This window comes from Pseudomonas sp. LD120 (genome assembly GCF_009861525.1).
Classification (GTDB): domain Bacteria; phylum Pseudomonadota; class Gammaproteobacteria; order Pseudomonadales; family Pseudomonadaceae; genus Aquipseudomonas.
The window spans coordinates 207,770-230,720 of the sequence record NZ_WVHL01000001.1 but is presented as its reverse complement, the minus strand read 5'-3'; the positions used below and the strand labels follow the sequence as shown (position 1 = coordinate 230,720).

At 63.1% G+C, this 22,951-nt stretch carries 24 protein-coding genes; 14 read left to right on the top strand and 10 right to left on the bottom strand.

What is annotated here, in order from left to right; translation table 11 throughout:
• Positions 1 to 63 precede the first annotated feature (63 nt).
• Positions 64 to 405, top strand: coding sequence for a hypothetical protein (locus tag PLD_RS01110; protein ID WP_159889081.1), 342 nt, complete (start codon positions 64 to 66; stop codon positions 403 to 405).
• A gap of 22 nt (positions 406 to 427) precedes the next feature.
• Here PLD_RS01110 and trxA read toward each other — a convergent pair whose 3' ends face one another.
• The 3 genes from trxA to PLD_RS01095 form a co-directional block, all read right to left on the bottom strand.
• Positions 428 to 1,300 (bottom strand): thioredoxin, encoded by an 873-nt coding sequence (gene trxA / locus PLD_RS01105; protein ID WP_159889079.1) that lies wholly within the window; start codon positions 1,298 to 1,300, stop codon positions 428 to 430.
• Positions 1,301 to 1,363: 63 nt separating this feature from the next.
• Positions 1,364 to 2,020, bottom strand: a complete 657-nt coding sequence (locus PLD_RS01100; RefSeq protein ID WP_159889077.1) for a methyltransferase — start codon at positions 2,018 to 2,020, stop codon at positions 1,364 to 1,366.
• Positions 2,017 to 2,475 carry a YbaY family lipoprotein gene (locus PLD_RS01095; RefSeq protein WP_159889075.1) on the bottom strand — a complete coding sequence of 153 codons (459 nt, stop codon included), beginning with the start codon at positions 2,473 to 2,475 and terminating at the stop codon, positions 2,017 to 2,019. The genes PLD_RS01100 and PLD_RS01095 overlap by 4 nt, the downstream gene beginning before the upstream one ends.
• A 129-nt stretch (positions 2,476 to 2,604) precedes the next feature.
• Here PLD_RS01095 and nrdR point away from each other — a divergent pair, with 129 nt between their 5' ends.
• The 12 genes from nrdR to PLD_RS01035 all read left to right on the top strand — a co-directional run bounded on the left by nrdR (position 2,605) and on the right by PLD_RS01035 (position 11,288).
• Positions 2,605 to 3,069 carry a transcriptional regulator NrdR gene (nrdR, locus tag PLD_RS01090; protein ID WP_019095943.1) on the top strand — a complete coding sequence of 155 codons (465 nt, stop codon included), beginning with the start codon at positions 2,605 to 2,607 and terminating at the stop codon, positions 3,067 to 3,069.
• Positions 3,066 to 4,199 carry a bifunctional diaminohydroxyphosphoribosylaminopyrimidine deaminase/5-amino-6-(5-phosphoribosylamino)uracil reductase RibD gene (gene ribD, locus PLD_RS01085; RefSeq protein WP_159889073.1) on the top strand — a complete coding sequence of 378 codons (1,134 nt, stop codon included), beginning with the start codon at positions 3,066 to 3,068 and terminating at the stop codon, positions 4,197 to 4,199. The genes nrdR and ribD overlap by 4 nt, the downstream gene beginning before the upstream one ends.
• A gap of 47 nt (positions 4,200 to 4,246) precedes the next feature.
• Positions 4,247 to 4,912, top strand: coding sequence for a riboflavin synthase (locus PLD_RS01080; RefSeq protein ID WP_159889071.1), 666 nt, complete (start codon positions 4,247 to 4,249; stop codon positions 4,910 to 4,912).
• A 16-nt stretch (positions 4,913 to 4,928) separates the two neighbouring features.
• Entirely contained in the window at positions 4,929 to 6,020 is a 1,092-nt protein-coding gene (gene ribBA / locus PLD_RS01075) for a bifunctional 3,4-dihydroxy-2-butanone-4-phosphate synthase/GTP cyclohydrolase II (RefSeq protein WP_159889069.1), read from the top strand.
• A 91-nt stretch (positions 6,021 to 6,111) separates the two neighbouring features.
• The gene (gene ribE / locus PLD_RS01070; RefSeq protein WP_016968455.1) at positions 6,112 to 6,588 is read left to right on the top strand and encodes a 6,7-dimethyl-8-ribityllumazine synthase; all 477 of its coding nucleotides are present in this window, start codon (positions 6,112 to 6,114) and stop codon (positions 6,586 to 6,588) included.
• The gene (nusB, locus tag PLD_RS01065) at positions 6,585 to 7,085 is read left to right on the top strand and encodes a transcription antitermination factor NusB (protein ID WP_047306286.1); all 501 of its coding nucleotides are present in this window, start codon (positions 6,585 to 6,587) and stop codon (positions 7,083 to 7,085) included. Before ribE ends, nusB begins: the two co-directional genes overlap by 4 nt.
• Before the next feature lie 18 nt (positions 7,086 to 7,103).
• Positions 7,104 to 8,069, top strand: a complete 966-nt coding sequence (gene thiL / locus PLD_RS01060) for a thiamine-phosphate kinase (protein ID WP_159889067.1) — start codon at positions 7,104 to 7,106, stop codon at positions 8,067 to 8,069.
• The gene (locus tag PLD_RS01055; protein ID WP_159889065.1) at positions 8,066 to 8,569 is read left to right on the top strand and encodes a phosphatidylglycerophosphatase A; all 504 of its coding nucleotides are present in this window, start codon (positions 8,066 to 8,068) and stop codon (positions 8,567 to 8,569) included. Before thiL ends, PLD_RS01055 begins: the two co-directional genes overlap by 4 nt.
• Positions 8,570 to 8,579: 10 nt before the next feature.
• Complete coding sequence (locus tag PLD_RS01050; protein WP_159889063.1) at positions 8,580 to 9,344, top strand: ABC transporter substrate-binding protein; 765 nt, start codon at positions 8,580 to 8,582, stop codon at positions 9,342 to 9,344.
• 113 nt (positions 9,345 to 9,457) lie between these two features.
• Positions 9,458 to 10,075: a GTP cyclohydrolase II gene (gene ribA / locus PLD_RS01045; RefSeq protein ID WP_159889061.1), complete on the top strand. Its 618-nt coding sequence runs from the start codon at positions 9,458 to 9,460 to the stop codon at positions 10,073 to 10,075.
• The gene (locus tag PLD_RS01040) at positions 10,072 to 10,491 is read left to right on the top strand and encodes an MFS transporter (protein ID WP_159889059.1); all 420 of its coding nucleotides are present in this window, start codon (positions 10,072 to 10,074) and stop codon (positions 10,489 to 10,491) included. Before ribA ends, PLD_RS01040 begins: the two co-directional genes overlap by 4 nt.
• Positions 10,491 to 11,288: a cobalamin-binding protein gene (locus PLD_RS01035; RefSeq protein ID WP_159889057.1), complete on the top strand. Its 798-nt coding sequence runs from the start codon at positions 10,491 to 10,493 to the stop codon at positions 11,286 to 11,288. The genes PLD_RS01040 and PLD_RS01035 overlap by 1 nt, the downstream gene beginning before the upstream one ends.
• A gap of 71 nt (positions 11,289 to 11,359) precedes the next feature.
• Here PLD_RS01035 and PLD_RS01030 read toward each other — a convergent pair whose 3' ends face one another.
• From PLD_RS01030 to PLD_RS01000, 7 genes are all read right to left on the bottom strand, one after another.
• Positions 11,360 to 13,252: a TonB-dependent receptor domain-containing protein gene (locus PLD_RS01030; RefSeq protein WP_159889055.1), complete on the bottom strand. Its 1,893-nt coding sequence runs from the start codon at positions 13,250 to 13,252 to the stop codon at positions 11,360 to 11,362.
• Positions 13,253 to 13,371: 119 nt separating this feature from the next.
• Positions 13,372 to 15,273 carry a 1-deoxy-D-xylulose-5-phosphate synthase gene (gene dxs, locus PLD_RS01025; protein WP_159889053.1) on the bottom strand — a complete coding sequence of 634 codons (1,902 nt, stop codon included), beginning with the start codon at positions 15,271 to 15,273 and terminating at the stop codon, positions 13,372 to 13,374.
• 112 nt (positions 15,274 to 15,385) lie between these two features.
• Entirely contained in the window at positions 15,386 to 16,273 is an 888-nt protein-coding gene (ispA, locus tag PLD_RS01020; RefSeq protein ID WP_159889051.1) for a (2E,6E)-farnesyl diphosphate synthase, read from the bottom strand.
• Complete coding sequence (locus PLD_RS01015; RefSeq protein ID WP_025129353.1) at positions 16,270 to 16,512, bottom strand: exodeoxyribonuclease VII small subunit; 243 nt, start codon at positions 16,510 to 16,512, stop codon at positions 16,270 to 16,272. Before PLD_RS01015 ends, ispA begins: the two co-directional genes overlap by 4 nt.
• 205 nt (positions 16,513 to 16,717) lie before the next feature.
• Positions 16,718 to 17,656, bottom strand: coding sequence for a LysR substrate-binding domain-containing protein (locus PLD_RS01010; protein ID WP_159889049.1), 939 nt, complete (start codon positions 17,654 to 17,656; stop codon positions 16,718 to 16,720).
• 76 nt (positions 17,657 to 17,732) lie between these two features.
• The gene (locus tag PLD_RS01005) at positions 17,733 to 19,739 is read right to left on the bottom strand and encodes a CocE/NonD family hydrolase (RefSeq protein ID WP_159889047.1); all 2,007 of its coding nucleotides are present in this window, start codon (positions 19,737 to 19,739) and stop codon (positions 17,733 to 17,735) included.
• Positions 19,740 to 19,961: 222 nt separating this feature from the next.
• The gene (locus PLD_RS01000) at positions 19,962 to 21,533 is read right to left on the bottom strand and encodes a BCCT family transporter (RefSeq protein ID WP_159889045.1); all 1,572 of its coding nucleotides are present in this window, start codon (positions 21,531 to 21,533) and stop codon (positions 19,962 to 19,964) included.
• A gap of 600 nt (positions 21,534 to 22,133) precedes the next feature.
• On the opposite strand from PLD_RS01000, the gene PLD_RS00995 reads away from it, so the two are divergent.
• Positions 22,134 to 22,925, top strand: a complete 792-nt coding sequence (locus PLD_RS00995) for a YfaP family protein (protein ID WP_159889043.1) — start codon at positions 22,134 to 22,136, stop codon at positions 22,923 to 22,925.
• Positions 22,926 to 22,951 lie beyond the last annotated feature (26 nt).

Genomic DNA, 22,951 nt, shown 5'->3' with positions numbered 1-22,951 from the left:
TCTGCTTGGCGTTGTGCAAGACGCGTGGGAGCATGCTCGTCAGAAAAATATGGGAGCACAGCGATGTTGCGGATTCGTGGAAGCATTGGCGATTGGCCGGTGGATTTGACCCTGGAGCTGGACGAGGGTGACTGGGCGCAACTGGGCGCGCAGTTGCAGGCGGCCAAACCCGACAGTGTCGAGGTGGCGGCCAAACCGGTGAGTCAGGACGATGCCGTATGGCAGGCCGCCAAGGACCTGCTGCGTCAGGCGGGGCAGATCAGCGGCCCGGAATTGCTGGAGCAGTTGCAGGGGCTGGCCGGCAACGCGGCGGCGGGCAAGCGCTTGCTGGTGCGCCTGCGCCACTGCGCCGAGGTCAAGGTGGTCAGCGGCGCCGATACGCCGCTCTACCGTTGGCAGCAATGAACCGCGGGTGAATCACGGCGGCTCAATACAGGGCCGCGAACAGTTTGCGACGGTAGGTCGTCACCAGCGGATGATCGTTGCCCAGCAGGTCGAACACTTGCAGCAGGGTCTTGTGGGCGATGCCTTCGTTGAAGCTGCGGTTGCGCATGAACAGTTTGAGCAGGGCGTCCAGCGCGGCTTCATATTGCTGGCGTGCCAGTTGCTGGATCGACAGCTGATACGCGGCCTCGTCGTCCAATGGGTCCTTGGCCAGGCGGGCCTTGAGGTCGGCGGCGTCGGGTAGGTTCGCGGCTTGTTTGAGGAAAGTGATCTGCGCCTTGGCGCCGGCCAGTGCGGCTTTGTGGTCGTCGCTTTTGACGGCGTCGAGCACGCTCTGGGCTTCATCCAGCTCGCCCCGTTCAGTCAGGCAGCGGCCGTAGAGGATCAGTGCTTTGGCGTTGCTGTTGTCTTCCCCCAGCAGCGCTTTGAGGACGGCTTCGGCATCGCCGATCCGACCTTCGCTGAACAGCGCCTCGGCCTGTTCCAGTGGGTCGGCGGCAGGCGGTGGCGGCATCTGCACATGGGGTTCGAGCATCGTTCGTACCGCGGATTCCGGTTGTGCGCCGGCAAAACCGTCTACCGGCTGACCGTCCTTGAACAGCACCACGGTCGGCAGGCTGCGGATGCCGAAGCGGGCGACGATGTCTTGCTCCAGGTCGCAGTTGACCTTGGCCAGCAGCAACTCGCCCTGATAGCTCTCGGCGATCTGTTGCAGCATCGGCATCAGCGCTTTACAGGGCGCGCACCACTCGGCCCAGAAGTCCACCAGGACCGGCTTGTGAAAGGAATTCTCGATCACCGACTGGTCAAAATCAGCGGTGCTGGCGTCGAAGATATACGGCGTGTCCTGACTCATGGGGTCTCTCGAATAAGCGGGAATGGGGCCACTATAAAGGCTGCTCGGGGGGGCTGGAAATCGCTATCGCCGTTGTGCGTGATACAGGCTCACATTGCGAAACTCCCAGGGCTCGGCGAGGTCCGGCAAGGTGAAGGCGTTGAGCATTTCCAGGCGCTGGTACAGCGGGTGCTTGAAGTCCCTGACGCGGGAGTCGGCCACCAGGGCTTGTTGGCCGCGGCTGAGGAATTCGTCCAGTAGCGGCAGGTTGGCCCGGTCGTAGAGCACGTCCGCCACCAGGATCAGGTCGAAACGATCGGTCTCGGCGAAAAAGTCCATGGAGTAGCTCAGCGCGACGTCATTGAGTTCGGCGTTGGCCCGGCACGCGGCGATGGCCAGCGGGTCGAGGTCGCAGGCCACGGCCTCCAGGGCACCGGCCTTGAGCGCGGCAATCGCCGCCACGCCAGAGCCCGCACCGAAATCCAGGATGCGCTTGCCTTGCACCCAGTGCGGGTGCTGCGCCAGGTAGCGGGCCAGGGCCAGCCCGCTGGCCCAGCAGAAACTCCAGTAGGGCGGCTCGTGAAGGATGCGGCGGGTTTCTTCCGGGGTGAAGGCGCGGTCCATGTTTTGCGCGTCGAGCAACCAGAGCTTGAGCGTGGTTTCGGGCAGCTCACAAGGGACCAGTTGCGCATCCCCCAGCAGTTCGCTGAGGGCGTCTTGCAGGTCGAACGGAGGATTCATGGGGCTTTTAGGAATTGCAGTGGTCCCAGGGACTGGGTGGTGGGTTGGTCAATGCGTTGCGCCGGCAGGTGCAGGATCAACTGGCCGGACTGACTGGCACGACCGCGCAGTTCGACGCGCGCGCCGGCCGGGAACGCCTCGGCGGCAAAGCGCAGGCGAAACGGCAGAGGCTGTTGGGTGCCGGTCAGGTTGCTGCTGGCCAGCAGGCGTTGCGGGCGGCCGCGTTGATCAACCACCAGCAGCGCCAGTTCGACGTGGGCGCCGCTGGGGATACCGCCGAGGGTACCGCTGAGTTCGCGCTGGTAGGCCGGCAACGGACCGAGATCGGCAGGCACGCGGCTTGTTTCGAGTGTTTGTTGCGCTGGCGAAGCGCTGGTTTCAGGTTTCGGGGCGTCGTTGCTGCAGGCCACCAGCAGGCTGACAAGACTGAGCAAAACGAGCGGTCTGAGCGGCATCTGAAGCTCCAGCAAGGCGAATTTCCGTGTGCGAAACATAATAGTCGGTCTGTATACCGTAAAGGCTATGGCTTGTCTTGCCAGTGGGATGCGCTACCATGGCCCTCCCTTTTTTTGTTGCCTGCCACCATGCACTGTCCCTTCTGCGGTGCCAACGACACCAAGGTCATCGACTCGCGTCTGGTCGCCGAGGGCGAACAGGTGCGCCGCCGGCGTGAATGCCTGGCCTGCGGTGAGCGTTTCACCACCTTCGAAACCGCCGAGCTGGTGATGCCGCGCCTGATCAAGACCGACGGCAGCCGCCAGCCCTTCGACGAAGAAAAACTGCGCGCCGGTATGCAGCGCGCCCTGGAAAAACGCCCGGTGAGTGTCGAACGCCTGGAGGCGGCGCTGGTGCACATCAAGCACAAGCTGCGGGCCACCGGTGAGCGCGAAGTCAAATCCCTGGTCGTGGGTGAATTGGTGATGACCGAGCTGCAGAAGCTCGATGAAGTCGCCTACATCCGTTTCGCCTCGGTCTATCGACGCTTTCAGGACCTCAACGAATTCCGCGAAGAGATCGACCGCCTCGCCCGCGAGCCGGCCAAGCAATGAGTCTGCCCGCCGAACAAGCCGTCCTTGACGCGCATTACATGGCCCGCGCCCTGGAGTTGGCGCGCAAGGGGGTGTACAGCACCCATCCCAATCCCCGTGTCGGTTGCGTCATCGTGCGCGACGGCCAGGTGGTGGGCGAGGGCTGGCATGTGCGGGCCGGCGAGCCCCACGCCGAAGTCCACGCCCTGCGCGCGGCCGCTGACCAGGCCCGTGGCGCCACGGCTTATGTGACCCTGGAGCCTTGCAGCCATCACGGTCGCACCCCGCCTTGTGCCGATGCCCTGGTCAATGCTGGGGTGGCGCGGGTGGTCGCGGCGATGCAGGACCCCAATCCGGAAGTGGCTGGCCGTGGTTTGCAGCGCCTGGCCCAGGCCGGCATCGCCACCCATAGCGGCGTGCTGGAAGCCGAGGCCCGGGCGATCAACAAGGGGTTCCTCAAACGCATGGAGCACGGCCTGCCTTACGTGCGGGTCAAGCTGGCCATGAGCCTCGATGGTCGAACAGCGATGGCCAGCGGGGAGAGCCAATGGATCACCGGACCTGCTGCGCGCTCTGCGGTGCAGCGCCTGCGGGCCGAATCGTCCGTGGTGCTGACCGGTGCCGATACGGTGCTGGCCGATGATGCGCGGCTGACCGTGCGCGCCGCCGAACTGGGCCTGGATGCTGAGCAGACGGCCCTGGCCATGAGCCGACCGCCGCTGCGAGTGTTGATCGATGGGCGCCTGCGAGTGCCCCTCGACGCACCGTTCTTCAAGGCGGGGCCGGCGTTGGTGGCCACCTGTGCAGCGGTGGAAGAGCAATACGCCAACGGCCCGGAATGCCTGATCGTTCCCGGTGCCGATGGCCAGGTCGATTTGCACAAGCTGCTGCTGGAGCTGGCGGCTCGTGGTGTCAATGAGCTGCTGGTGGAAGCGGGCCCGCGATTGGCCGGAGCCTTTGCCCAGCTGGGCCTGGTGGACGAGTACCAGATTTTCATCGCTGGCAAGTTTCTCGGCTCCTCGGCGCGACCGTTGCTGGACTGGCCGTTGGCGCAGATGAGCGAGGCGCCCTTGCTCAAGATCATTGAAATGCGCGCAGTGGGCGATGACTGGCGAGTCACTGCCATCCCGGCCCCGCCTGCGAGCGTATAATTCCCGACTTTCGCCTACCCGGCGGCCCTGTTCTCGAGGAGGACTCCATGTTCACCGGCATCATCGAATCCATCGGCAGCATTCGCGCATTGACCCCAAAAGGCGGAGATGTGCGGGTCTATGTAGAAACCGGCAAGCTTGATCTGGCCGACGTCAAACTGGGCGACAGCATCGCGGTGAACGGCGTCTGCCTGACCGCAGTTGAACTGCCGGGCGATGGTTTCTGGGCCGATGTCAGCCGCGAGACCTTGGACTGCACCGCTTTTCATCAGTTGAAGGCCGGTAGCCGGGTCAACCTGGAGAAAGCCCTGACCCCGACCACCCGCCTGGGCGGTCACCTGGTCAGCGGTCATGTCGACGGTGTCGGCGAAGTGGTGGCGCGGGAAGAAAATGCCCGGGCCATTCAGTTCCGTATCCGTGCTCCCAAAGAGCTGGCCAAGTACATCGCCCATAAAGGTTCGATCACCGTCGACGGCACCAGCCTGACGGTCAACGCGGTCAATGGCGCCGAGTTCGAGCTGACCATCGTGCCGCACACCCTGGCGCAAACCATCATGGCCGACTACCGGCCGGGTCGGCAGGTCAACCTCGAGGTTGACCTGCTGGCGCGTTACCTGGAGCGCCTGCTGTTGGGTGACAAGGCGGCGCAAGCCACCACCGGCGGCACCATTACCGAAAGTTTTCTGGCCGCTAACGGCTATCTCAAATCCTGACTCAAGGGGGTGCCGCGTGGCGCTCAACAGCATCGAAGAACTGGTTGAAGACATCCGCCAAGGCAAGATGGTCATTCTTATGGATGACGAAGACCGCGAGAACGAAGGCGACCTGATCATGGCCGCCGAGTGCTGCAAGGCCGAACACATCAACTTCATGGCCAAGCACGCCCGTGGCCTGATCTGCATGCCCATGAGCCGCGAGCGTTGCGAGTTGCTCAAGCTGCCGCTGATGGCGCCGCGCAACGGTTCCGGCTTCGGCACCAAATTCACCGTCTCCATCGAGGCCACCGAAGGCGTCACCACCGGCATCTCCGCCGCCGACCGTGCGCGTACCGTGCAAGCGGCAGCGGCCAAGGACGCCAAGGCCGAGGACATCGTCAGCCCGGGCCACATCTTCCCGCTGATGGCCCAGCCTGGCGGCACCCTGGCCCGTGCCGGCCACACTGAAGCCGCCTGCGATCTGGCGCGCATGGCCGGTTTCGAGCCAAGCGGGGTGATCTGCGAGGTGATGAACGACGACGGCACCATGTCCCGTCGCACTGAGCTGGAAGCCTTTGCCGCCGAACACAACATCAAGATCGGCACCATCGCCGACCTGATCCACTACCGGATGATCCACGAACGTACCGTTCAGCGGATTGCCGAGCAGCCTCTGGACAGCGAATTGGGCCAGTTCAACCTGGTGACCTATCGTGATTCCGTGGAAGGCGATGTACACATGGCCCTGACCCTGGGGGACATCTGTGCGGATGAGCCGACCCTGGTGCGGGTGCATAACATGGACCCGCTGCGCGACCTGTTGATGGTCAAGCAACCGGGTCGCTGGAGCCTGCGCGCGGCCATGGCCACCGTGGCCGAGGCCGGCAGCGGTGTGGTGCTGTTGCTCGGTCACCCACTGGATGGCGATGTACTGCTGGCGCACATTCGTGAAACCGCGGAACACCAGCCGGTGAAGAAACCCACCACCTACAGCATCGTCGGCGCCGGTTCGCAGATCCTCCGCGATCTGGGCGTACGCAAAATGCGCCTGATGAGTGCGCCGATGAAGTTTAATGCGATATCCGGTTTCGACCTGGAAGTTGTAGAATACGTGCCCTCCGAATAAAAGCCGGTCGTTTCTGGCTTGAAATTCGCGGTTCAAATATCACTGAAGAGCGTGTGCTAGACACGCTCTGGCTCTTTAAGAGATTTGTCGAATGACCCTGAAGACCATCGAAGGTACCTTCATCGCCCCTAAAGGCCGCTATGCCCTGGTGGTCGGCCGTTTCAACAGCTTCGTCGTCGAAAGCCTGGTCAGCGGCGCGGTTGATGCCCTGGTTCGCCACGGCGTGAGCGAAAGCGACATCACCATCATCCGTGCTCCTGGCGCCTTCGAAATTCCGTTGGTGGCACAGAAAGTCGCACAGAAGGGTGAATATGCGGCGATCGTTGCCCTGGGCGCGGTCATTCGTGGCGGTACTCCGCACTTCGAATACGTGGCCGGTGAGTGCACCAAGGGCCTGGCCCAGGTGTCCATGGAGTTCGGCGTGCCGGTGGCCTTCGGTGTGCTGACCGTTGACTCGATTGAACAAGCCATCGAACGTTCCGGCACCAAGGCCGGCAACAAAGGGGCTGAAGCGGCCTTGTCCGCCCTGGAAATGGTCAGCCTGCTGGCGCAGTTGGAGGCCAAGTGATTAGCGACGAAAGCGATCGTTTCAACCCGCGCGATCCCAAGCCTGCCAACGCCGGTAAGCCATCCAAGAGCGCCAAGCGTCGTGAAGCCCGTCAGCTCGCGACCCAGGCGCTGTACCAATGGCACATGGCCAAGCACTCGCTGAACGAGATCGAAGCGCAGTTCCGGGTCGACAACGATTTCACTGACATCGATGGCGCCTACTTCCGGGAGATCCTGCACGGGGTTCCGGCCAACAAGAACGAGATCGACACCGCGCTCGTGCCTTGCCTGGACCTGGCCATCGATGAGCTGGACCCGGTTGAACTGGCGGTTCTGCGCCTGTCCACCTGGGAGCTGCTCAAGCGCGTTGACGTGCCGTACCGCGTGGTGATCAACGAAGGTATCGAGCTGGCCAAGGTCTTCGGTTCCACCGACGGCCACAAGTTCGTCAACGGTGTTCTCGACAAGCTGGCCCCGCGCCTGCGCGAAGCTGAAGTGAAGGCGTTCAAGCGCTGATCCGCGCTTGCAGCTGCCATGGGCGAGTTTGAGCTGATCCGTAACTTCTTCGCTGCCGCGCCCTGTGCGCAAGGTGGCGAGGGCGTTGCCCTGGGGATCGGTGACGACTGTGCCTTGCTGGCGGTTGCTCCTGGCGAGCAGTTGGCGATTTCCACCGACACCCTGGTGGCCGGTGTGCATTTCGCCGATCCCTGCGAGCCCTTTCTTTTAGGCCAACGCTCCCTGGCGGTGGCTGTCAGCGACTTGGCGGCCATGGGCGCCACGCCGCTGGCCTTTACCCTGGCCCTGACCCTGCCGACGGTGAGCACCGATTGGCTGCAGGCCTATGCCCGCGGATTGAACCTCATGGCCCAGGACTGTGGCGTGCGTCTGATCGGCGGCGACACCACCCGTGGTCCGCTGACCTTGACCCTGACCGTGTTCGGCCGGGTTCCCGCCGGCCAGGCCCTGACCCGCAGCGGCGCCCGTGCCGGCGATCTGCTGTGTGTCGGTGGCGAGTTGGGCAATGCGGCTGGCGCCTTGCCGTTGGTGTTGGGGCAGCGCCGCGCTGAGGCGGCGGTGGCCGAGCCATTGCTGGCGCACTACTGGTCGCCGCCGCCACAACTGGCCCTTGGCCAGGCGCTGCGTGGCAAAGCCAGTGCCGCCCTGGATATTTCCGATGGTCTGCTGGCCGATTGTGGGCATATCGCACGGGCCTCGTCGGTCGGCGTGCAGGTGGAGCTGGACAAACTGCCCTTGTCCGCCGCGCTGCTGAGCTTTCTGGGCGAGCAGGGCGCCCGCGCCGCCGCGTTGAGTGGCGGCGATGATTACGTGCTGGCTTTCACCCTGCCGCCTGCCGAGTTGCCGCCGCTGCGGGCTGCGGGCTGGCCGGTGCACGTGGTGGGGCGAGTGGTGGCAGGACAAGGGGTGACGCTGCTGGATGCTGGCGGACAGGACATCACCCCCGGCATCCGGGGTTATCAACACTTTCCGGAGGCACAGTGACAGATCATCCCAAACAGGTTTCGGCGGAGTTCGTACCGCCGTCGGTCTGGCACAATCCTTGGCATTTCCTGGCTTTTGGTTTTGGCTCCGGTACTTTGCCCAAGGCGCCGGGCACCTGGGGTTCACTGGTTGCGCTACCCTTTATCCCGCTGTGGCAGATGTTGCCGGACTGGGGCTACTGGCTGATGCTCGGCGTCACCCTGCTGTTTGGCTTCTGGCTGTGTGGCAAGGTGGCCGATGATCTGCAGGTGCATGACCATGAAGGCATCGTCTGGGATGAAATGGTCGGCATGTGGATCACTTTGTGGCTGGTGCCCGAAGGTTGGTATTGGCTGCTGGCGGGCTTCCTGGCGTTCCGTTTCTTCGACATTCTCAAGCCTTGGCCGATTCGTTGGATCGACCGGCATGTTCATGGTGGTGTCGGCATCATGCTTGATGACGTTCTGGCCGGGATATTTGCCTGGTTGGCGATGCAAGGGCTGGTGTGGTGTTTTAGCTGAGGGGCAAGGTATGGATGTCCGTCGTGGCTTGTTGCCATTGCTGTTGTTGATCATCTGCAACTCTAGTGGCGTCCGAGCCAATGAGCTGTTGGTGCATCCCCAGCAGATCCGCATCGCCAGTGAAGAATGGAGTGGCTACACCGAGGCCAATGGTGAAGGTTTGGCTTGGGACATTCTGCGCGAAATCTTTGAGCCCCAGGGCGTCAAGATCGAGCGCTCCAGCGTGCCTTACACCCGCTCGGTGGGGTTGGTGCAGCGTGGTGAAGTGGACGCTCAGGTGGGTTCTTACCATAACGAGTCCCAGGGCGTTCTCTATCCGCGCTGGAACTACGACACCGATCACATCTACTCACTAGGCCTGGCCAGCGCTCCTGAACTGAGCCTGGCGAACCTTGACCATTACCGCTTGGTTTGGGTACGTGGCTACAAGTACCAGGATTACCTGCCCAATGTTCGCCGCTACAACGAAATCCGCCGCCGAGTGGGCATCTTGCCGATGCTGCTGTACGGCCGCGCGGACTATTACATCGATGCTCAGACCGAGATCCGCTACGTACTCGGGCAAGCCCAGGACCCGAGCCTGTTCAAGTGCACCCACTTGGCCGAGTTACCGCTGTACCTGGGATTTGCCGATAACCCACGGGGCCGAGCGCTGCTTTCTCTGTACGACCGGCGCATGGGGCACCTGGTGAAAACCGGCGCTTTACGGCCGATCTTTCTGCGTTGGAAGCAGCGCTATCCTTTTGATCGGCTAGGGCAGCCGGCAGTCCGTTGATCAGTCTTATCGATCTTTATCGCCGATAATTCAGCCTAAGCGTCCGGTGGAGCCTGCTGTTACAATGCCGCCTCTGCGAATCTCCAGTCCTCATACAGATCAGGAGCACAACAGTGCCCGTCGTTTTCGTTGCCGCTTCCAAGCTGCCTACGCCTTTTGCGCAATTCACCATGCATGGTTTTCTCGATGAAGCCACCGGTCGCGAGCACGTGGTGCTCAGTCTGGGGGACATCGCCGATGGCGCGCCGGTTCTCGGTCGCCTGCACTCCGAATGCCTGACCGGCGATGCGCTGTTCAGTCAGCGTTGTGACTGCGGTTCACAATTGGAAGCCGCTCTGCAGGCTATCGCCCGCGAAGGTCGCGGGGTCTTGCTGTATCTGCGTCAGGAAGGCCGCGGGATTGGCCTGTTGAACAAAATTCGTGCCTATGAGCTGCAAGATGGTGGCGCCGATACCGTGGAGGCCAACGAGCGTCTGGGCTTTGCCGCCGACCAGCGTGACTACGCCATGTGCCTGCCGATGCTTGAGCATCTGGGGGTCAAGGCGCTGCGGCTGATGACCAACAATCCGCGCAAGGTCAAGGCCCTGACCGAGATGGGCATCCAGGTCGCCGAGCGGGTGCCGCTGCACACTGGACACAATCCCCACAACAAACTGTACCTGGCGACCAAGGCCAGCAAGCTCGACCACATGATGGGTAACGAGCACCAGGGCGAGGTTGATCGCGCGTGACTCGGGGTCAAGTGCGGCGGCGCCTGGCCGTGAGTTGGTGGCAGTACCTGGCGCTGGCCTTGATACCGCTGTTTGTGATCAATGCGCTGTTTGGCCAGGGTGACGCGGTCTTGCCGGTGCTGGCCATGCCGCTGTTTATCACCGGCGTGGCCTCGATGTTTGTCAGCCTGCGCTTCTTCGGCGGCTATAAGCATGCCTTGATTGCCACGCAGAAGGCCCTCGACACGCCCGAAGAGCCTGCGGCCTGGATCGCTCTGGCGGCGCGTCGGCGTGTGGCTTTGCTGGTGGCGGCACTGCCGGCATGGGTCGGTGCCCTGGCTGTATTCGTAGGTTTGGAAGCGGTGCCGCTGATGCTGCTGGCTCTTTCTAGCGCGGTGCTGTTCTACCTTTACCGTATTCCTCGCCAGCTCGGCTGATGCTGCGCTGGCTGGCGGTCCTGGCCCTGCTTGTCAGTGGCCCTGCGCTGGCAGCGGAGCGGGTGGTCAGTCTGGCGCCCTCGCTTTCGGAAATTGTCGTTGAGCTGGGCGCCGCCGAGCTGTTGGTGGGTGTGCTGGATGCGGGTGAGCGTGCGCCGCCGTTGAATGGCCTGCCGTCGGTGGGGCGTTACGGCCAACTGGATATGGAGCGGCTGCTGAGTCTCAAGCCAGACCTGCTGTTACTTTGGCCAGGCAGTGTTGGTCCGGCCCAACGCGATCAACTGGTGCGCCTGGGCATTCCCACCTATGTCGCCGAACCCCATGATTTGCGGCAACTGACGGCGCAGATAGCCGAAATTGCCGAGCGTCTTGGCCGGCCAGCGGCTGGCCAGAAGCTGGCGGCAGCGTTGAGTGAGCAATTGGCGCGGTTACGTGAGCGCTATCACCGCGATCCACCCTTGCCAGTGTTCTATCAAGTCTGGGATCAGCCGCTGTACACCGTGGGTGGTGGGCAAATCATCAGTGACGCCTTGAGCGTCTGCGGTGCGCGTAATGTGTTTGCCGATCAACGGTTACCGGCGCCTCAGGTCAGTATCGAGTCAGTGTTGCAGCGCAATCCGCAGGTGATTCTGGCCACTGTCCAGGGGCAGTTGGACGCTTGGAAGGCCTGGCCGCAAGTCGCCGCGGTCCAGCAGGGGCGATTGTTGCTGGTGAGCGATAACGGCCTGGAGCGGCCCAGCGGGCAGATGATTGCGGCGACCGCCAAGCTGTGTGCGTTAATCGCGCCTGAGCGCTGAGCGCTGAGCGCTGGCAAGCGGGTTCCATTGGGGGGGCGGCGTGGCCGGCTTGCCGGCGAAGGCGACGGATCCTACAGCTCAGGCGTCCAGGTCACCCCGAACATCCAGGTGCGGCCTGCTTCGCGGTAGGCATAATCGTTTCCGTTGTACTCATACCGCGCGCGGGAATAGGACTTGTCGAAGGCATTGTCGAGTTTCAGGCCCAGCTTGAGTTCCTGATTGACTGCCCAGCTACTGCGCAGCCCGAATATGCCGTAGCCGCCCACGGGCACCTGTTTTTTCACGCTCAGGTCTTCATAACTCTTGCTCACCTGTTGCCAGCTGGCGCCGAACGCCAGTTTGTCGAACTGCCGATCCAGATCCAGGTTCAAGGTGCGGCGGGCACGGCGCGGCAGCTGATGGCCGTTCTGGCGATTGCGTGGATCAATGATCGCGGTGCCGATGCTGGTCTGCCAGCCGAACAACTCTTGTTTCAGGGCGGCCTCAAAACCATTGATCCTCGCTGCGCCGACGTTTTCCGGGCGTTGCGCTACCCGGTCATAAATAATCGCGTCTTTGAGGTCGGTGCGGTAGATCGAGGCTTCCAGGCGACTGCTGTCGCTCAGTTGGCTGCGCCATTGCAGTTCATAACTCTTGGAGTGTTCCGGCTTGAGTTGGGGGTTGCCGTTTTCCGGGTAGTACAGGTCCGTGAAGGTGGGGGCACGGAAACCTTCGCTGTAGGACAACAGAACATCGTTGTCCGGGTTCAGCGGCAGGGTGAAAGTGCCGCTCCAGGTGTTCTGGCTGCCATATTGCTGGTTCTGGTCGCGACGCAGTCCCAGTTCCGTGGAGAAGCTGTCGCCCTGGAAGCGGTGCTGGATAAAGGCCGCCCGGTTCCAGCGGCTGTTCTCGTCATAGGTGGTGCTGGCGTTGACTCGGTCTTCGTACCAGTCGGCCCCCAGAATCAGGCTGTTGCGTTCATCCAGGGTCAGGTCGTTTTGCCAGTTCAGCGAGTCCCGGTAGGTGTTGAAGATGGCGCGCTCGTCGCTGAGCTTGTCGTGCTTGAAGTCGCGGTTTTCGGCGTGACCCGCTTCCACTCGGGACTGCCAGCGTTCGTTGATTTGTGCGTCGATAAAGCTACCGACACTGCTGACGGTGAAGTCGGTATAGGGCTGCTGTCCGACGCTCTGACCGGTGCTTATGACGTACCGCCCGAATGGGTTGTCATATTCGCTCCGTCCACGGTTATCCAGCAGGTTCAGACCCGCCTCGACCTCCCCATTGAAGGTATGACTCAAGCTCAGGCTCAGGGACTGATTGCGATAGGCATCATGGTCCTGGTCGTTGGGGTAGGACTCCTGGGTCCAATCAATTCCAGCGGTTTCATCCAGGCTGGCGCCGAGGCTGAAACGGGTCTGGGCGTCGCCGCCGGAGAGGCCCAGGCTGCGTTCCCAGGTCTGGTTGCTGCCGACGCCCAGGTGCAGGCGTCCTTGCAGCCCCTGCTGGACGCCACGCCGGGTGAAGATCTGGATCACCCCGCCAATGGCATCGCTGCCGTAGATCACCGAGCGTGAGCCGCGCAATACTTCAACCCGCTCTATCTGCTCGACGCTGATGAATTGCAGGTTGCTGTCGCCGGAGGACGAGCTGCTGATGCGCTGGCCATCCACCAGCACCAGGCTCTGGGCCGAACCGGTGCCGCGTAGGTAAAGACCTGGCAGGCTGCCGCGCCCACCACTTCGCGCGACTTGCACGCCGGGCACCCGTTGCAGCAGGTCGGTCAGGCTGCTGGGTTGCAGGCGGTCGATGTCTTCCCGGGTGAACACGGTGTTGGCGGCGCTGCTGTCGTTACGTGCTTGCACCTGGCGGTTGGCGCTGATCAGCATCTGGGGCAGTTTCAGCGCCTGATCGCGCTCGGAGGTGTCGGCCAGCAGTTCGGCGCAGGGCAGGAGACATAGCGGCAGGGCCAGGCGAGAGAGTTTCATGGCTATTCCGTTAGCGCGGCTCGGCCTTCGCCGCAGTGTGTGAAGCCGGATAAGGAAGGGAGCAAAAGCGACGCCCGCATGGCGGGCGTGCAGCAGCGGCTACAGGTAGCCGCTGTGGATCAAGCCAGGCCCAGCAGTTCCAGGCGCTGGCGCACCGCCGTTTCGATACCGGCTTCGTCGAGGCCGCATTCGGCAAGCATCTGCGCCGGTTTGGCGTGCTCGACGTAGGCGTCGGGCAAGCCCAGGTGCAGGATCGGCTTGAGGATGCTTTCGCGGGCCAAAAACTCGCTGACCGCGCCCCCGGCGCCGCCCATGATGGCGTTCTCTTCGATGGTCACCAGCAGTTCATGGCTACCGGCGATCTCACGCACCAGGGCTTCGTCCAGGGGTTTGACGAAACGCATGTCGAGCACAGTGGCGTCGAGCTTCTCGGCCACTTGCAGGGCTTCGGCCAGTTGCACGCCGAACACCAGCAGCGCGACCTGTTTGCCCTGGCGACGGATCACGCCCTTGCCGATCTCGATCGGTTCCAGGTCCTTGTCGATCGGCGCGTTGGGGCCGGTACCGCGCGGGTAGCGAACGGCGGCGGGGCCGTTGTACAGGTGCCCGGTGCTGAGCATCTTGCGCAACTCGTTCTCGTCGCTCGGAGTCATCACCAGCATGCCAGGGATGCAGCGTAGAAAGGACAGGTCGAAGCTGCCAGCGTGGGTCGGGCCGTCTTCGCCCACCAGGCCGGCGCGGTCGATGGCGAACAGCACGTCGAGATTCTGCACTGCCACGTCGTGGATCAGTTGGTCATAAGCTCGCTGGAGGAAGGTGGAGTAGATCGCCACCACCGGCTTGGCGCCTTCACAGGCCATGCCAGCCGCCAGGGTCACCGCATGTTGTTCGGCAATTGCCACGTCGAAGTAGCGCAGCGGGAAACGCTCGCTGAAGGCCACCAGGTCGGAGCCTTCCTTCATCGCCGGGGTGATGCCCACCAGGCGCGGGTCGACCGCGGCCATGTCGCACAACCATTCGCCGAAGACGCCGGAGTACTTCGGTCCGCCGGCCTTTTTCGGCGCGGTGGCCGGGGCGTCCAGGGGTTCGAGCTTGGTGATGGCGTGGTAGCCGATCGGGTCGACTTCCGCCGGGGCGAAGCCCTTGCCCTTCTTGGTGACCACATGCAGGAACTGCGGGCCCTTGAGGTCACGCATGTTGCGCAGGGTGGCGATCAGGGTCGGCAGGTCGTGGCCATCGATAGGGCCGATGTAGTTCCAGCCCAGTTCCTCGAACAAGGTGCCGGGGACCAGCATGCCTTTGGCATATTCTTCGGTGCGGCGGGCGATTTCCCAGGCACCGGGCAGGCGCGACAGCACTTTCTTGCTGCCTTCGCGCATGCTGGCATAGGTGCGGCTGGAGAGAATCTTGGCCAGGTAGTTGGACAGCCCGCCGACATTGCGCGAGATCGACATGTCGTTGTCGTTGAGGATCACCAGCATATTGGCGTCCACTTCTGGCGCGTGGTTCAGCGCCTCGAAGGCCATGCCCGCGGTCAGGGCTCCGTCGCCGATCACCGCGATGGCCTTGCGCTCGCTGTGCTGCAGGCGGGCGGCGATGGCCATGCCCAGGGCGGCGCTGATGGAGGTGCTGGAGTGGCCGACGCCGAAGGTGTCGTACTCACTCTCGGAACGCCGCGGGAAGGCGGCCAGGCCGTCTTTCTGGCGCAGGGTGGCCATCTGCTCGCGACGCCCGGTAAGGATCTTGTGCGGATACGCCTGATGACCCACGTCCCACACCAGCCGGTCGTCCGGGGTGTCGAACACGTAATGCAACGCGATGGTCAGCTCGATGACGCCAAGGCCGGCACCGAAATGCCCGCCGGTCTGGCCGACCGTGTAGAGCAATTCCAGGCGCAATTCATCGGCCAGGGTTTCCAGCTCGGCTTCACCTAACCGGCGCAGGCCGTCCGGCGTCTGGGCACGGTCCAGCAGCGGCGTGGTCGGGCGTTTGCGGGGAATCTCATGAAACGTCGTGGGCATCAGGCGAATCGTTATAGGTATAGAAAGAGGCGGCAGTTTACCTTATGCATCGCAAGCTGCCCACGCAGAGCACCGAACTTGGCCGATATGCGGTCCGGCTATCGGGGGCTGATCAGTTGCGGCGCTCGACGATATACCGCGCCAGCTCGCGCAAGGGCTCAGCCGCTGCGTCAAACGGACGCAGCGCATGCAGCGCCTGGTCGCGCAGTTCCAGGGCGTAATCCTTGGCCGCGGCCAGCCCCAGCAGCGCCGGGTAGGTTGGTTTGTCCCGGGCGATGTCGGCGCCCTGGCGCTTGCCCAGGGTCGCGGTATCGCTTTCGACGTCGAGGATGTCGTCCTGCACCTGGAACGCCAGGCCGATGGCTCGCGCGTAGACCTGCAAGGACTTCAGTTCGTCTTTTTCTGCGCGGCCGCTGGCCAGGGCACCGAGGATCACGCTGGCTTCGATCAGCGCGCCGGTCTTGTGCCGGTGCATGTACTCCAGGGCCTGTTGGTCGAGCTTGAGGCCCACCGACCCGAGGTCGATGGCCTGACCACCCACCATGCCCGCCGGGCCTGCGGCCTGGGCCAGGGTGGTGACCATGCGCAACCGGACTTCGGCACTGGCGTCGCTCAGTTGCGGGTCCAGCAGGGCACTGAAGGCCAGGCTCTGCAGGCCGTCACCGGCGAGGATCGCGCAGGCTTCATCGAAGGCTTTGTGGGTAGTGGGCTGGCCGCGCCGCAGGTCGTCATCGTCCATGGCTGGCAGGTCATCGTGGACCAGGGAGTAGGCGTGAATCAGCTCCACCGCGCAGGCCGCGCCGTTGGCTTGCTCGGGCCTGCCACCCAGGGCCTCGCAGGCGGCATAGGCCAGTAGCGGGCGCACGCGTTTGCCGCCATTCATCACGCTGTAGCGCATGGCTTCATAAAGGCGGGCTAGTTCGGGGCTTGGCGCGGTGAACAGGGTGTGCATTGCAGCGTCGACGCGGGCCTGGCTGGTGGCCTGATAGGCAGCAATCATTCTGCTTGTTCCGCATCGAAGGGTTGCTCCGCCAGCTCGCCATCGCGTTCCAGAAGGATCTGCACCTTTTGTTCGGCCTGGGCCAGCGCGGCCTGGCAATCACGGGTCAGGCCGATGCCTTGTTCAAAGGCGGTCAATGAGTCTTCCAGCGACAGCTCGCCGTTCTCCAGGCGCTCAACCAGGGTTTGCAGGTCGGCGAGGGACTGTTCGAAATCTAAGGCAGCTTTTTTGCGGGCCATGGCGGCTATCCCGGTTGACGTTAAACCGGCGCGACACTAGCAGACACCAGGGGTTCGGGCAAATGAGAAGCGCTCGCTGGGGTGTGCCTCATCGCCTTTGGCGCAGGGGCTTGAGGGGCTTTTTCAACGACTCAGGCAGGCTCGCTAATGGTGTGTGCTGCGGGTAAGCGGTTGATCTAGCGTTCGACCAGGTATGGCAGGAGGCTCAAGCGCCGGTTTCGTGGGGTAGATGGGTGTGTTCCAGTAGCCAGTGGCGGAAGCGGCGCACGGCGGCTGGGGGATGGCGATGGTGCGGTTGCATCAGGTTCAGGCGCCCGCGGCTGGGCATGCGTTGCGGCAGCGCTCGTTGCAGGCGCCCGGCGGCCAATTCGGCCTGCAACAGGCTCTCCCAGCCCAAGGCTACGCCCTGACCCATCGCCGCCGACTGCATCAGCAGCTGGTAACTGTTGGTGCGCAGGGCGTGCTGCGGGGAGTGGTAGGTGGCGCCTACGGCGCTGAACCAATCGGACCAGGTCAACCAATCATGGTGATGGTCTTCGACGATCAACAACCGGTGTTCCTGCAGCAGATGTTGCGGGTCGCGAATCGGTCCTTTGCGACTCAGATACTCCGGGCTGCAGACGCAGATCACCTGTTCGCTGGGGAATACCGGGGTCAGCTCCAACCCCAGGGGCGGCGGTAGCTCGTCGAGGTGATAGAACAGCCCCAGGTCGTACTCGCTGACATCCAGGTGCAAGGGGCTTTCACTGCACAGGATGCGAATATCCAGGGTCGGGAACCGGCGCTGGAACTCCGGCAGCAAGCGCGCCAGCCAGATCGAGCTGATGCTAGGTGTACTGGCCAGGGTCAGTTGCCGTTCGGCACCGCGACGGCGCAGCTCCGCCGATTCACGGTCGAGTTCCCGCAGCAGGCGCTGGATGGTGCGAAAGTAGCGCTCGCCTGCCGGGGTCAGGCTGATGCCCAGGTTGTGTCGATGGAACAAGGGGCGGGCGAGGTTCTCTTCCAGCCGCTTGATCTGACGGCTCACCGCGCTTTGGGTCAGGTTCAGTTCCTGGGCGGCCCGGGTAAAGCTCAAATGACGGGCCACGGCCTCGAAAGGTTGCAGGCAGTTAAGGGGCGGAAGATCGACGTTTCGATGCGACATGCGGGTTCCAGTCTGCAGGGGGCGGGCGCTGCCTCCAGCCCCGCCGAGTCTTGGAGATTGGCTATCCTGCCACGCTTTACAGCGTGGTTCGGGCAATCCGTCGATGCCATTGGCGTTGATGAATCTGCTGGCCATCGAGTCGCGCTACCTGGGTGGCGTGCAGGTAGAACCACTGAGTGTCGGCGCGCAGCGCCAGGGTGCTGTCCACTTCCGCCCTCCAGGTCCCGCGGCCGACCCGGTAGTGCCATTGGATATCCGCCCGGGTCGACAGCGGGTCCCAGGGCAGGGTGCGGTACTGCTCGGTACAGCGCTGTTCGACCCACAGTCCGTGGTCGAGAAAACGCATGGCTCCAAGATCGTCGTCGATGCGCACGCAGACCTCACCGCTGCCTACATCCTCGCTGAGGGTGCGCAGGGGGGCCGCCTCACGGATGATCTCCAGGTGGGCCGGTGCCGCGCTTTGCGGGGGGGCGAACGGACACTCCACGGCTGCCCCCGTAAACACCGGCAGTTGCACGCTCTGCACTTCGGGCAGCAGGGTCAGGGTGGTCAGTTCCCGAGCCGGCCACAGCAGTGGGAAGCTGGCTGTGCTCAAGGCCAGGCGCAGGCGATAACCGGCTGGCAGGCGATAACCGACGTGGTCCAGGCTGAAGCGCACTTGCAGGGGCGCGCCAGGTTCGGGAGGCGTGGCGACGGCGAAGGGCGCGCGCAGGGAAAGATTCAGGGTGCCGTAGGTGATCTGCGCCACCTGGCCGTCCGGAGCGATGGCATTGAGCCGGGCGACGATCTGCCCGCAGGGTTTGTCCGATGTCAGGCGCAGGTCCAGGCGCACATCCCCCAGCAGGGCCATAGGCTCGCTCAGGGGAGCGCTGTCGAAGCAGAGTGAGTGAGCGTCATCCCGGCGCTGGTCGGTCGGGCCGTCCGGACCCAGCCAGATGGCGCAGTACCTGCCCTGATGCAGGCCGGTGGTCAGGGGAGAGCAGAAGCTGCGTTGCTCGCTCAAGCGCTGCTCGCCCGGGCTGAGCCCGGCATCACCGAGGCTGAAGGTCTGCCACTGGATCTGGGGATCGGGCCAGCCGGCAGTTTGGACCCAGACTCCCGGGCGTTCGCGGTAGCTGCTTTTGGGCGGCATGGCGTCCTGCAGGTAGAAGGTGCAGGCAGGGTCGTCCATCACTCCGTTGTCGATGCCCTTGAGCCAGTGATCCCACCAGCGCTTGGCTTCCTGGAGAAAACCAATGGCCGGTTGCGGCACGGCAAAGTGTGGGTACTTGTGAATCCACGGACCGAGCATGGCCTTCTTCGGGCAGGTCAGGTGCTGCATCAGGCGCGGCACACTGTTCTTGTAGGCATCACCCCAGCCGCCGATGCAATACACCGCGGCTTTGATCGCCGCGTAGTTCTCGCACACCGAGCCCTGGCGCCAGTAGTCGTCACGGGTCTGATGCTGCAGCCAGGTTTCGGCGAGCATCGGCATGGCATCCAGGCGCTGTTGCCAGAGCGCCTGCCAGTCATCCACCAGCAATGGGTCCGGCACGGCGGCGCTGAAATTGAGCATGGTGGCGGCCCAGCCCAGGTTTTCCATCAGCAGGTTGCCGCCTTTGTAGTGAATATCGTCGGCGTAGCGGTCGTCAGTGGAGCACAGGGTAATGATGGCTTTCAGTGCCGGGGGGCGATGGGCCGCCACTTGCAGACCATTGAAGCCGCCCCAGGAGATGCCCATCATCCCCAGGTTGCCGTCGCACCAGGGTTGGGCGCAGAGCCAGTCGAGCACTTCCAGGGCGTCCTGCTGTTCCTGGGGCAGGTATTCATCGGCCATCAACCCCTGGGACTCACCGTTGCCACGCATGTCCACGCGCACGCAGACGTAACCGTGACCGGCCATCCAAGGGTGGGTCAGGGCATCGCGCACCGCCGTGCCATCGCGCTTGCGGTAGGGCAGGTATTCGAGGATCGCCGGGTAGCGCTGGGTGCCGGCATCGGCTGGAAGCCAGATACGTGCGGCCAGATGGGTGCCGTCATGCAGTGGGATCAGGCAGTGCTCGATCTCGCGGATTGGATGGGGAAACTCGCGGATGACGTCCATGGAACACTCCTGTCGATCAAGGAATTGGCGCCGGGAAACTTCAGGAGGGGCGCGGTGACTTGGGCACGGCTGAAGGTGGATTCGTTGCTCAGGCCGATACCCGCGGCTGGGCCTTCGAACGGTGTGTTTGGATAAGGCCCCCGTGCCTGTATCGAGCCGGCGAGCTCCACGCTGGGCAGTCCGGCGCCAGTCTCTGGTTGCCTGAGGTCAACGGCCGCGTGTTCATGGGATGAGCCTTCTGGCCTCTCGGCGCCTTGACGCATGCCCCTTTGGTGTCGGTGGTGTCAGCAGGAGCGGGTTGTTCATCCAGATGATCAGTGCGCTGCTGGAGAGCAGAACGATGATCATCCCCGGCAGGCCGCCCAGGTTGGATAACATTTTGATCCCGTCGATGCCGACGTAGGCCACCATCACCCAGGACACGCAACCGATGATTACGCCCCAGACCACCTTGAGCTGTGGGTTGCCGTCCAGATCGGAGTCAGCGCTAACGTGACGGCTGCACAGGTTGCCGATGACGTCGGTACTGGAATCGGCTGCGGTGACGAAGGAGATGAAGGCGGTGAACAGCAGCAGTGCGATGATCAGACCGCTTGCCGGCAATTGCTGGAACATCCGGTACAGCACATGTTCCACCCCTTGCTCGTTGAGCACCTGGTTGAGCAGGCCGTCGCCCTGGGCGTCGAAGTACAGGCTGCTGCCGGAGAAGATGCAGATCCACAAGGCGGTGAACAGGGCGGGGTAGAGCAGGGTGGTGTGGATGAACTCGCGCACCGTGTAGCCGCGCCCGATCTTGCCGAGGAACATGGCGCTGACCGGGGCCCAGGCGAACCACACCGACCAGTAGAACACCGTCCAGCTTTGGGGCCAGTTGTCGCCACTGGCCGCTCCGGTGAACAGGCTGCGACTGAAGAAGGTCTGCAGGTAGATACCGAGTGATTCGACGCCGAGGCTGAGCATGTACAGGGTCGGTCCGCAGGTCAGTACGAACAGTCCCAGGGCCAGCATGATCCAGGTGTTGAAAGTGGAGAACTTGACGATGCCTTTATGCAGGCCGCTGGCGGCAGAGAAAACGAAGGTGGCGACGATCACGGCGATGATCAGCGCCAGGCGCAGCGGCGTGGTTTCACCGCCGATGTACTGGCTCAGGCCGCCAGACAGGGTCAGCGCGCCCGTGCCCAGGGAGGAGGCCATGCCCGCCACCAGGGCGAACAATGCCAGGGTGTCGATCAGCCCTGCGTAGCGCTTGACCCATTGCCCGCCGAGCAGGGGCTGCAGCATCGCGCCGATGGAGAAGTCGCTCCGCAGGTTGTAGAAGACCAGGGCGAACACCAGGGATGGCACCAGGTAGATGGCGTAGGGCGTCAGGGTCCAGTGCAGGAACATGGTGGACATGGCGAAGCGGGTAGCCTCGCTGCCGCCTGCCTCGAGTTGCAGGCTGGCGGGAGGGCCATACAGGTGGTAAAGCGGCTCGGCGGTGGTCCAGAACAGCACGCCGACCGCCAGCGTGGTGCACAGAGCCACCATGAACCAGCGTGGCTTGCTCAGCAGGGGCTTGGCATCCTCACCCCCGATGCGTATCCGTCCCAGAGGTGAAAAGTAGACGGTCACCGTCAGCATCAGGAGAAAGAAGCTGGCGGTGCTGAACAGCCAGGAAAAATTGTCGAGGATTAGCCGGTTGAGCTGCTTGCTCACGCTCAGGAAGGTTGGCAGGTCAAGGTGGCTGGCAATGACCGCTGCCAGTAGAACCAGAAAGCTTGGCCAGAAGACCAGTGGCCTTAACGGATACTTCATCAGTGAGGTGCTCCCGTTGTTTTTTTAGGCTTCGGTTGGGGCATCAACCACGTTGTGCGGCACACCTTCAGCGTGTCTGAGCAACCCTGCGGTATTCGTAGATAAGCGTTGTGACAGGGGCGAAAGCAATCGACTAATCGGTATGGGGTTATTCCTTGCGGGAATGCGCGATGACCTTGAAATACCGAGCGCCAAGCTCAGCGACGTGGGCTGAGAAGCCCTGTCGCAGGGGCTGCATTGGGGGGCAGGCGAGTGCGGACGGTTCCGGTTAGAGGCCTTGAGAGCGCTGGTGAGTCCGCATCCAGAACGGATTCCTACTAAAATCCAAGACTCTTCTCATCGAGAGGGGGCATTTGGCGAGATGGCTTGTGGCCAATTTTCTGCGCGGTCTGATATTGCGGTGATGGCACTTTTTCTCAGGCTGCTGTCGGCGTTTCGATGTCCGCGCAAAATCCCTGTTCGGCAATTGTGTAACAGGCGCCAAGTCGCTAATCTGCGGCCTTTCCAACGCCCGCCGTCGCTGGGCGACTTTCCGAATATTTGCAGCCGCGTCGAGGATCTGGCGCCGGGGTTTGTCCCATGCATGGCAGGACGCAATACATGCGCGCTCTATCCATCCTCTTGCTGACCTTGCTGCTGGCCGGAACGGTGTTCGCCGAACCTTCCGCCGAACTTCAGGAGCCGCTGGCCGGTTGGCGTTATGCCGGTTTGCTGGACCGTACCGAACAGGATCGGGTGGCTTACCCGACACCGCCCATCGATCGTGGCATTCAGCGCAATCGCACCCTGATCGAAGGTCAGCTCAAGGCCATCGGCCATCTGCGTCAGCCCCACAGTCTGTCGGTCAATGGCAATCCGCTGAACCTCTACACCGACGAGCAGGGCCGCTTCGCTCGTCCCTATGCATTCGGCGCCGGGTCCAACAGCGTTGAAGTGCGCAGTTCCGAAGGCCAATCCCTCAAGCGTGTGCAGTTCTACGAAGCCAACCGGAGCAAGACACCGGCACGCATTCGCGTGGTGCTGGGGTGGGACGATCCCAAGGCCGAGCTGGACATGCACATCGTGACCCCCGACGGTCAGCGAGCGTTCTTCGGCCACCCCGGGTTGAGCAACGGCGGCGGTCTGGATCCGGATGGGGTCGACGGCCCGGGCCCGGAAATGTTCACCATGACCGCGCCGCTGCGGGGCACCTACCTGATTTACGTCAACTACTGGGGCAACTTCGGCAGTGGCGGGTACAACTTCGACGAAGGCAGCAATCAGAACGAGGTGATTACCTCGCAGATCAACCTGATCCTTAACGAAAACACCGTCGATGAGAAACGCGAGACCTTTATCGTGCCCATGCGGGCCATCGGCGACCTGTTGCTGGTCAAGTCTTTCACCTATTGAACATCCCGCACCACGGATGAATTGGG

What these genes read in the sequence shown, in the direction of transcription:
- PLD_RS01110 (WP_159889081.1), top strand. Translation starts at nt 64, where the DNA reads ATGTTGCGGATTCGTGGAAGCATTGGCGATTGGCCGGTGGATTTGACC.
- trxA (WP_159889079.1), bottom strand. Translation starts at nt 1,300, where the DNA reads ATGAGTCAGGACACGCCGTATATCTTCGACGCCAGCACCGCTGATTTT.
- PLD_RS01100 (WP_159889077.1), bottom strand. Translation starts at nt 2,020, where the DNA reads ATGAATCCTCCGTTCGACCTGCAAGACGCCCTCAGCGAACTGCTGGGG.
- PLD_RS01095 (WP_159889075.1), bottom strand. Translation starts at nt 2,475, where the DNA reads ATGCCGCTCAGACCGCTCGTTTTGCTCAGTCTTGTCAGCCTGCTGGTG.
- nrdR (WP_019095943.1), top strand. Translation starts at nt 2,605, where the DNA reads ATGCACTGTCCCTTCTGCGGTGCCAACGACACCAAGGTCATCGACTCG.
- ribD (WP_159889073.1), top strand. Translation starts at nt 3,066, where the DNA reads ATGAGTCTGCCCGCCGAACAAGCCGTCCTTGACGCGCATTACATGGCC.
- PLD_RS01080 (WP_159889071.1), top strand. Translation starts at nt 4,247, where the DNA reads ATGTTCACCGGCATCATCGAATCCATCGGCAGCATTCGCGCATTGACC.
- ribE (WP_016968455.1), top strand. Translation starts at nt 6,112, where the DNA reads ATGACCCTGAAGACCATCGAAGGTACCTTCATCGCCCCTAAAGGCCGC.
- thiL (WP_159889067.1), top strand. Translation starts at nt 7,104, where the DNA reads ATGGGCGAGTTTGAGCTGATCCGTAACTTCTTCGCTGCCGCGCCCTGT.
- PLD_RS01050 (WP_159889063.1), top strand. Translation starts at nt 8,580, where the DNA reads ATGGATGTCCGTCGTGGCTTGTTGCCATTGCTGTTGTTGATCATCTGC.
- PLD_RS01035 (WP_159889057.1), top strand. Translation starts at nt 10,491, where the DNA reads ATGCTGCGCTGGCTGGCGGTCCTGGCCCTGCTTGTCAGTGGCCCTGCG.
- PLD_RS01030 (WP_159889055.1), bottom strand. Translation starts at nt 13,252, where the DNA reads ATGAAACTCTCTCGCCTGGCCCTGCCGCTATGTCTCCTGCCCTGCGCC.
- dxs (WP_159889053.1), bottom strand. Translation starts at nt 15,273, where the DNA reads ATGCCCACGACGTTTCATGAGATTCCCCGCAAACGCCCGACCACGCCG.
- ispA (WP_159889051.1), bottom strand. Translation starts at nt 16,273, where the DNA reads ATGATTGCTGCCTATCAGGCCACCAGCCAGGCCCGCGTCGACGCTGCA.
- PLD_RS01015 (WP_025129353.1), bottom strand. Translation starts at nt 16,512, where the DNA reads ATGGCCCGCAAAAAAGCTGCCTTAGATTTCGAACAGTCCCTCGCCGAC.
- PLD_RS01010 (WP_159889049.1), bottom strand. Translation starts at nt 17,656, where the DNA reads ATGTCGCATCGAAACGTCGATCTTCCGCCCCTTAACTGCCTGCAACCT.
- PLD_RS01005 (WP_159889047.1), bottom strand. Translation starts at nt 19,739, where the DNA reads ATGGACGTCATCCGCGAGTTTCCCCATCCAATCCGCGAGATCGAGCAC.
- PLD_RS01000 (WP_159889045.1), bottom strand. Translation starts at nt 21,533, where the DNA reads ATGAAGTATCCGTTAAGGCCACTGGTCTTCTGGCCAAGCTTTCTGGTT.
- PLD_RS00995 (WP_159889043.1), top strand. Translation starts at nt 22,134, where the DNA reads ATGCGCGCTCTATCCATCCTCTTGCTGACCTTGCTGCTGGCCGGAACG.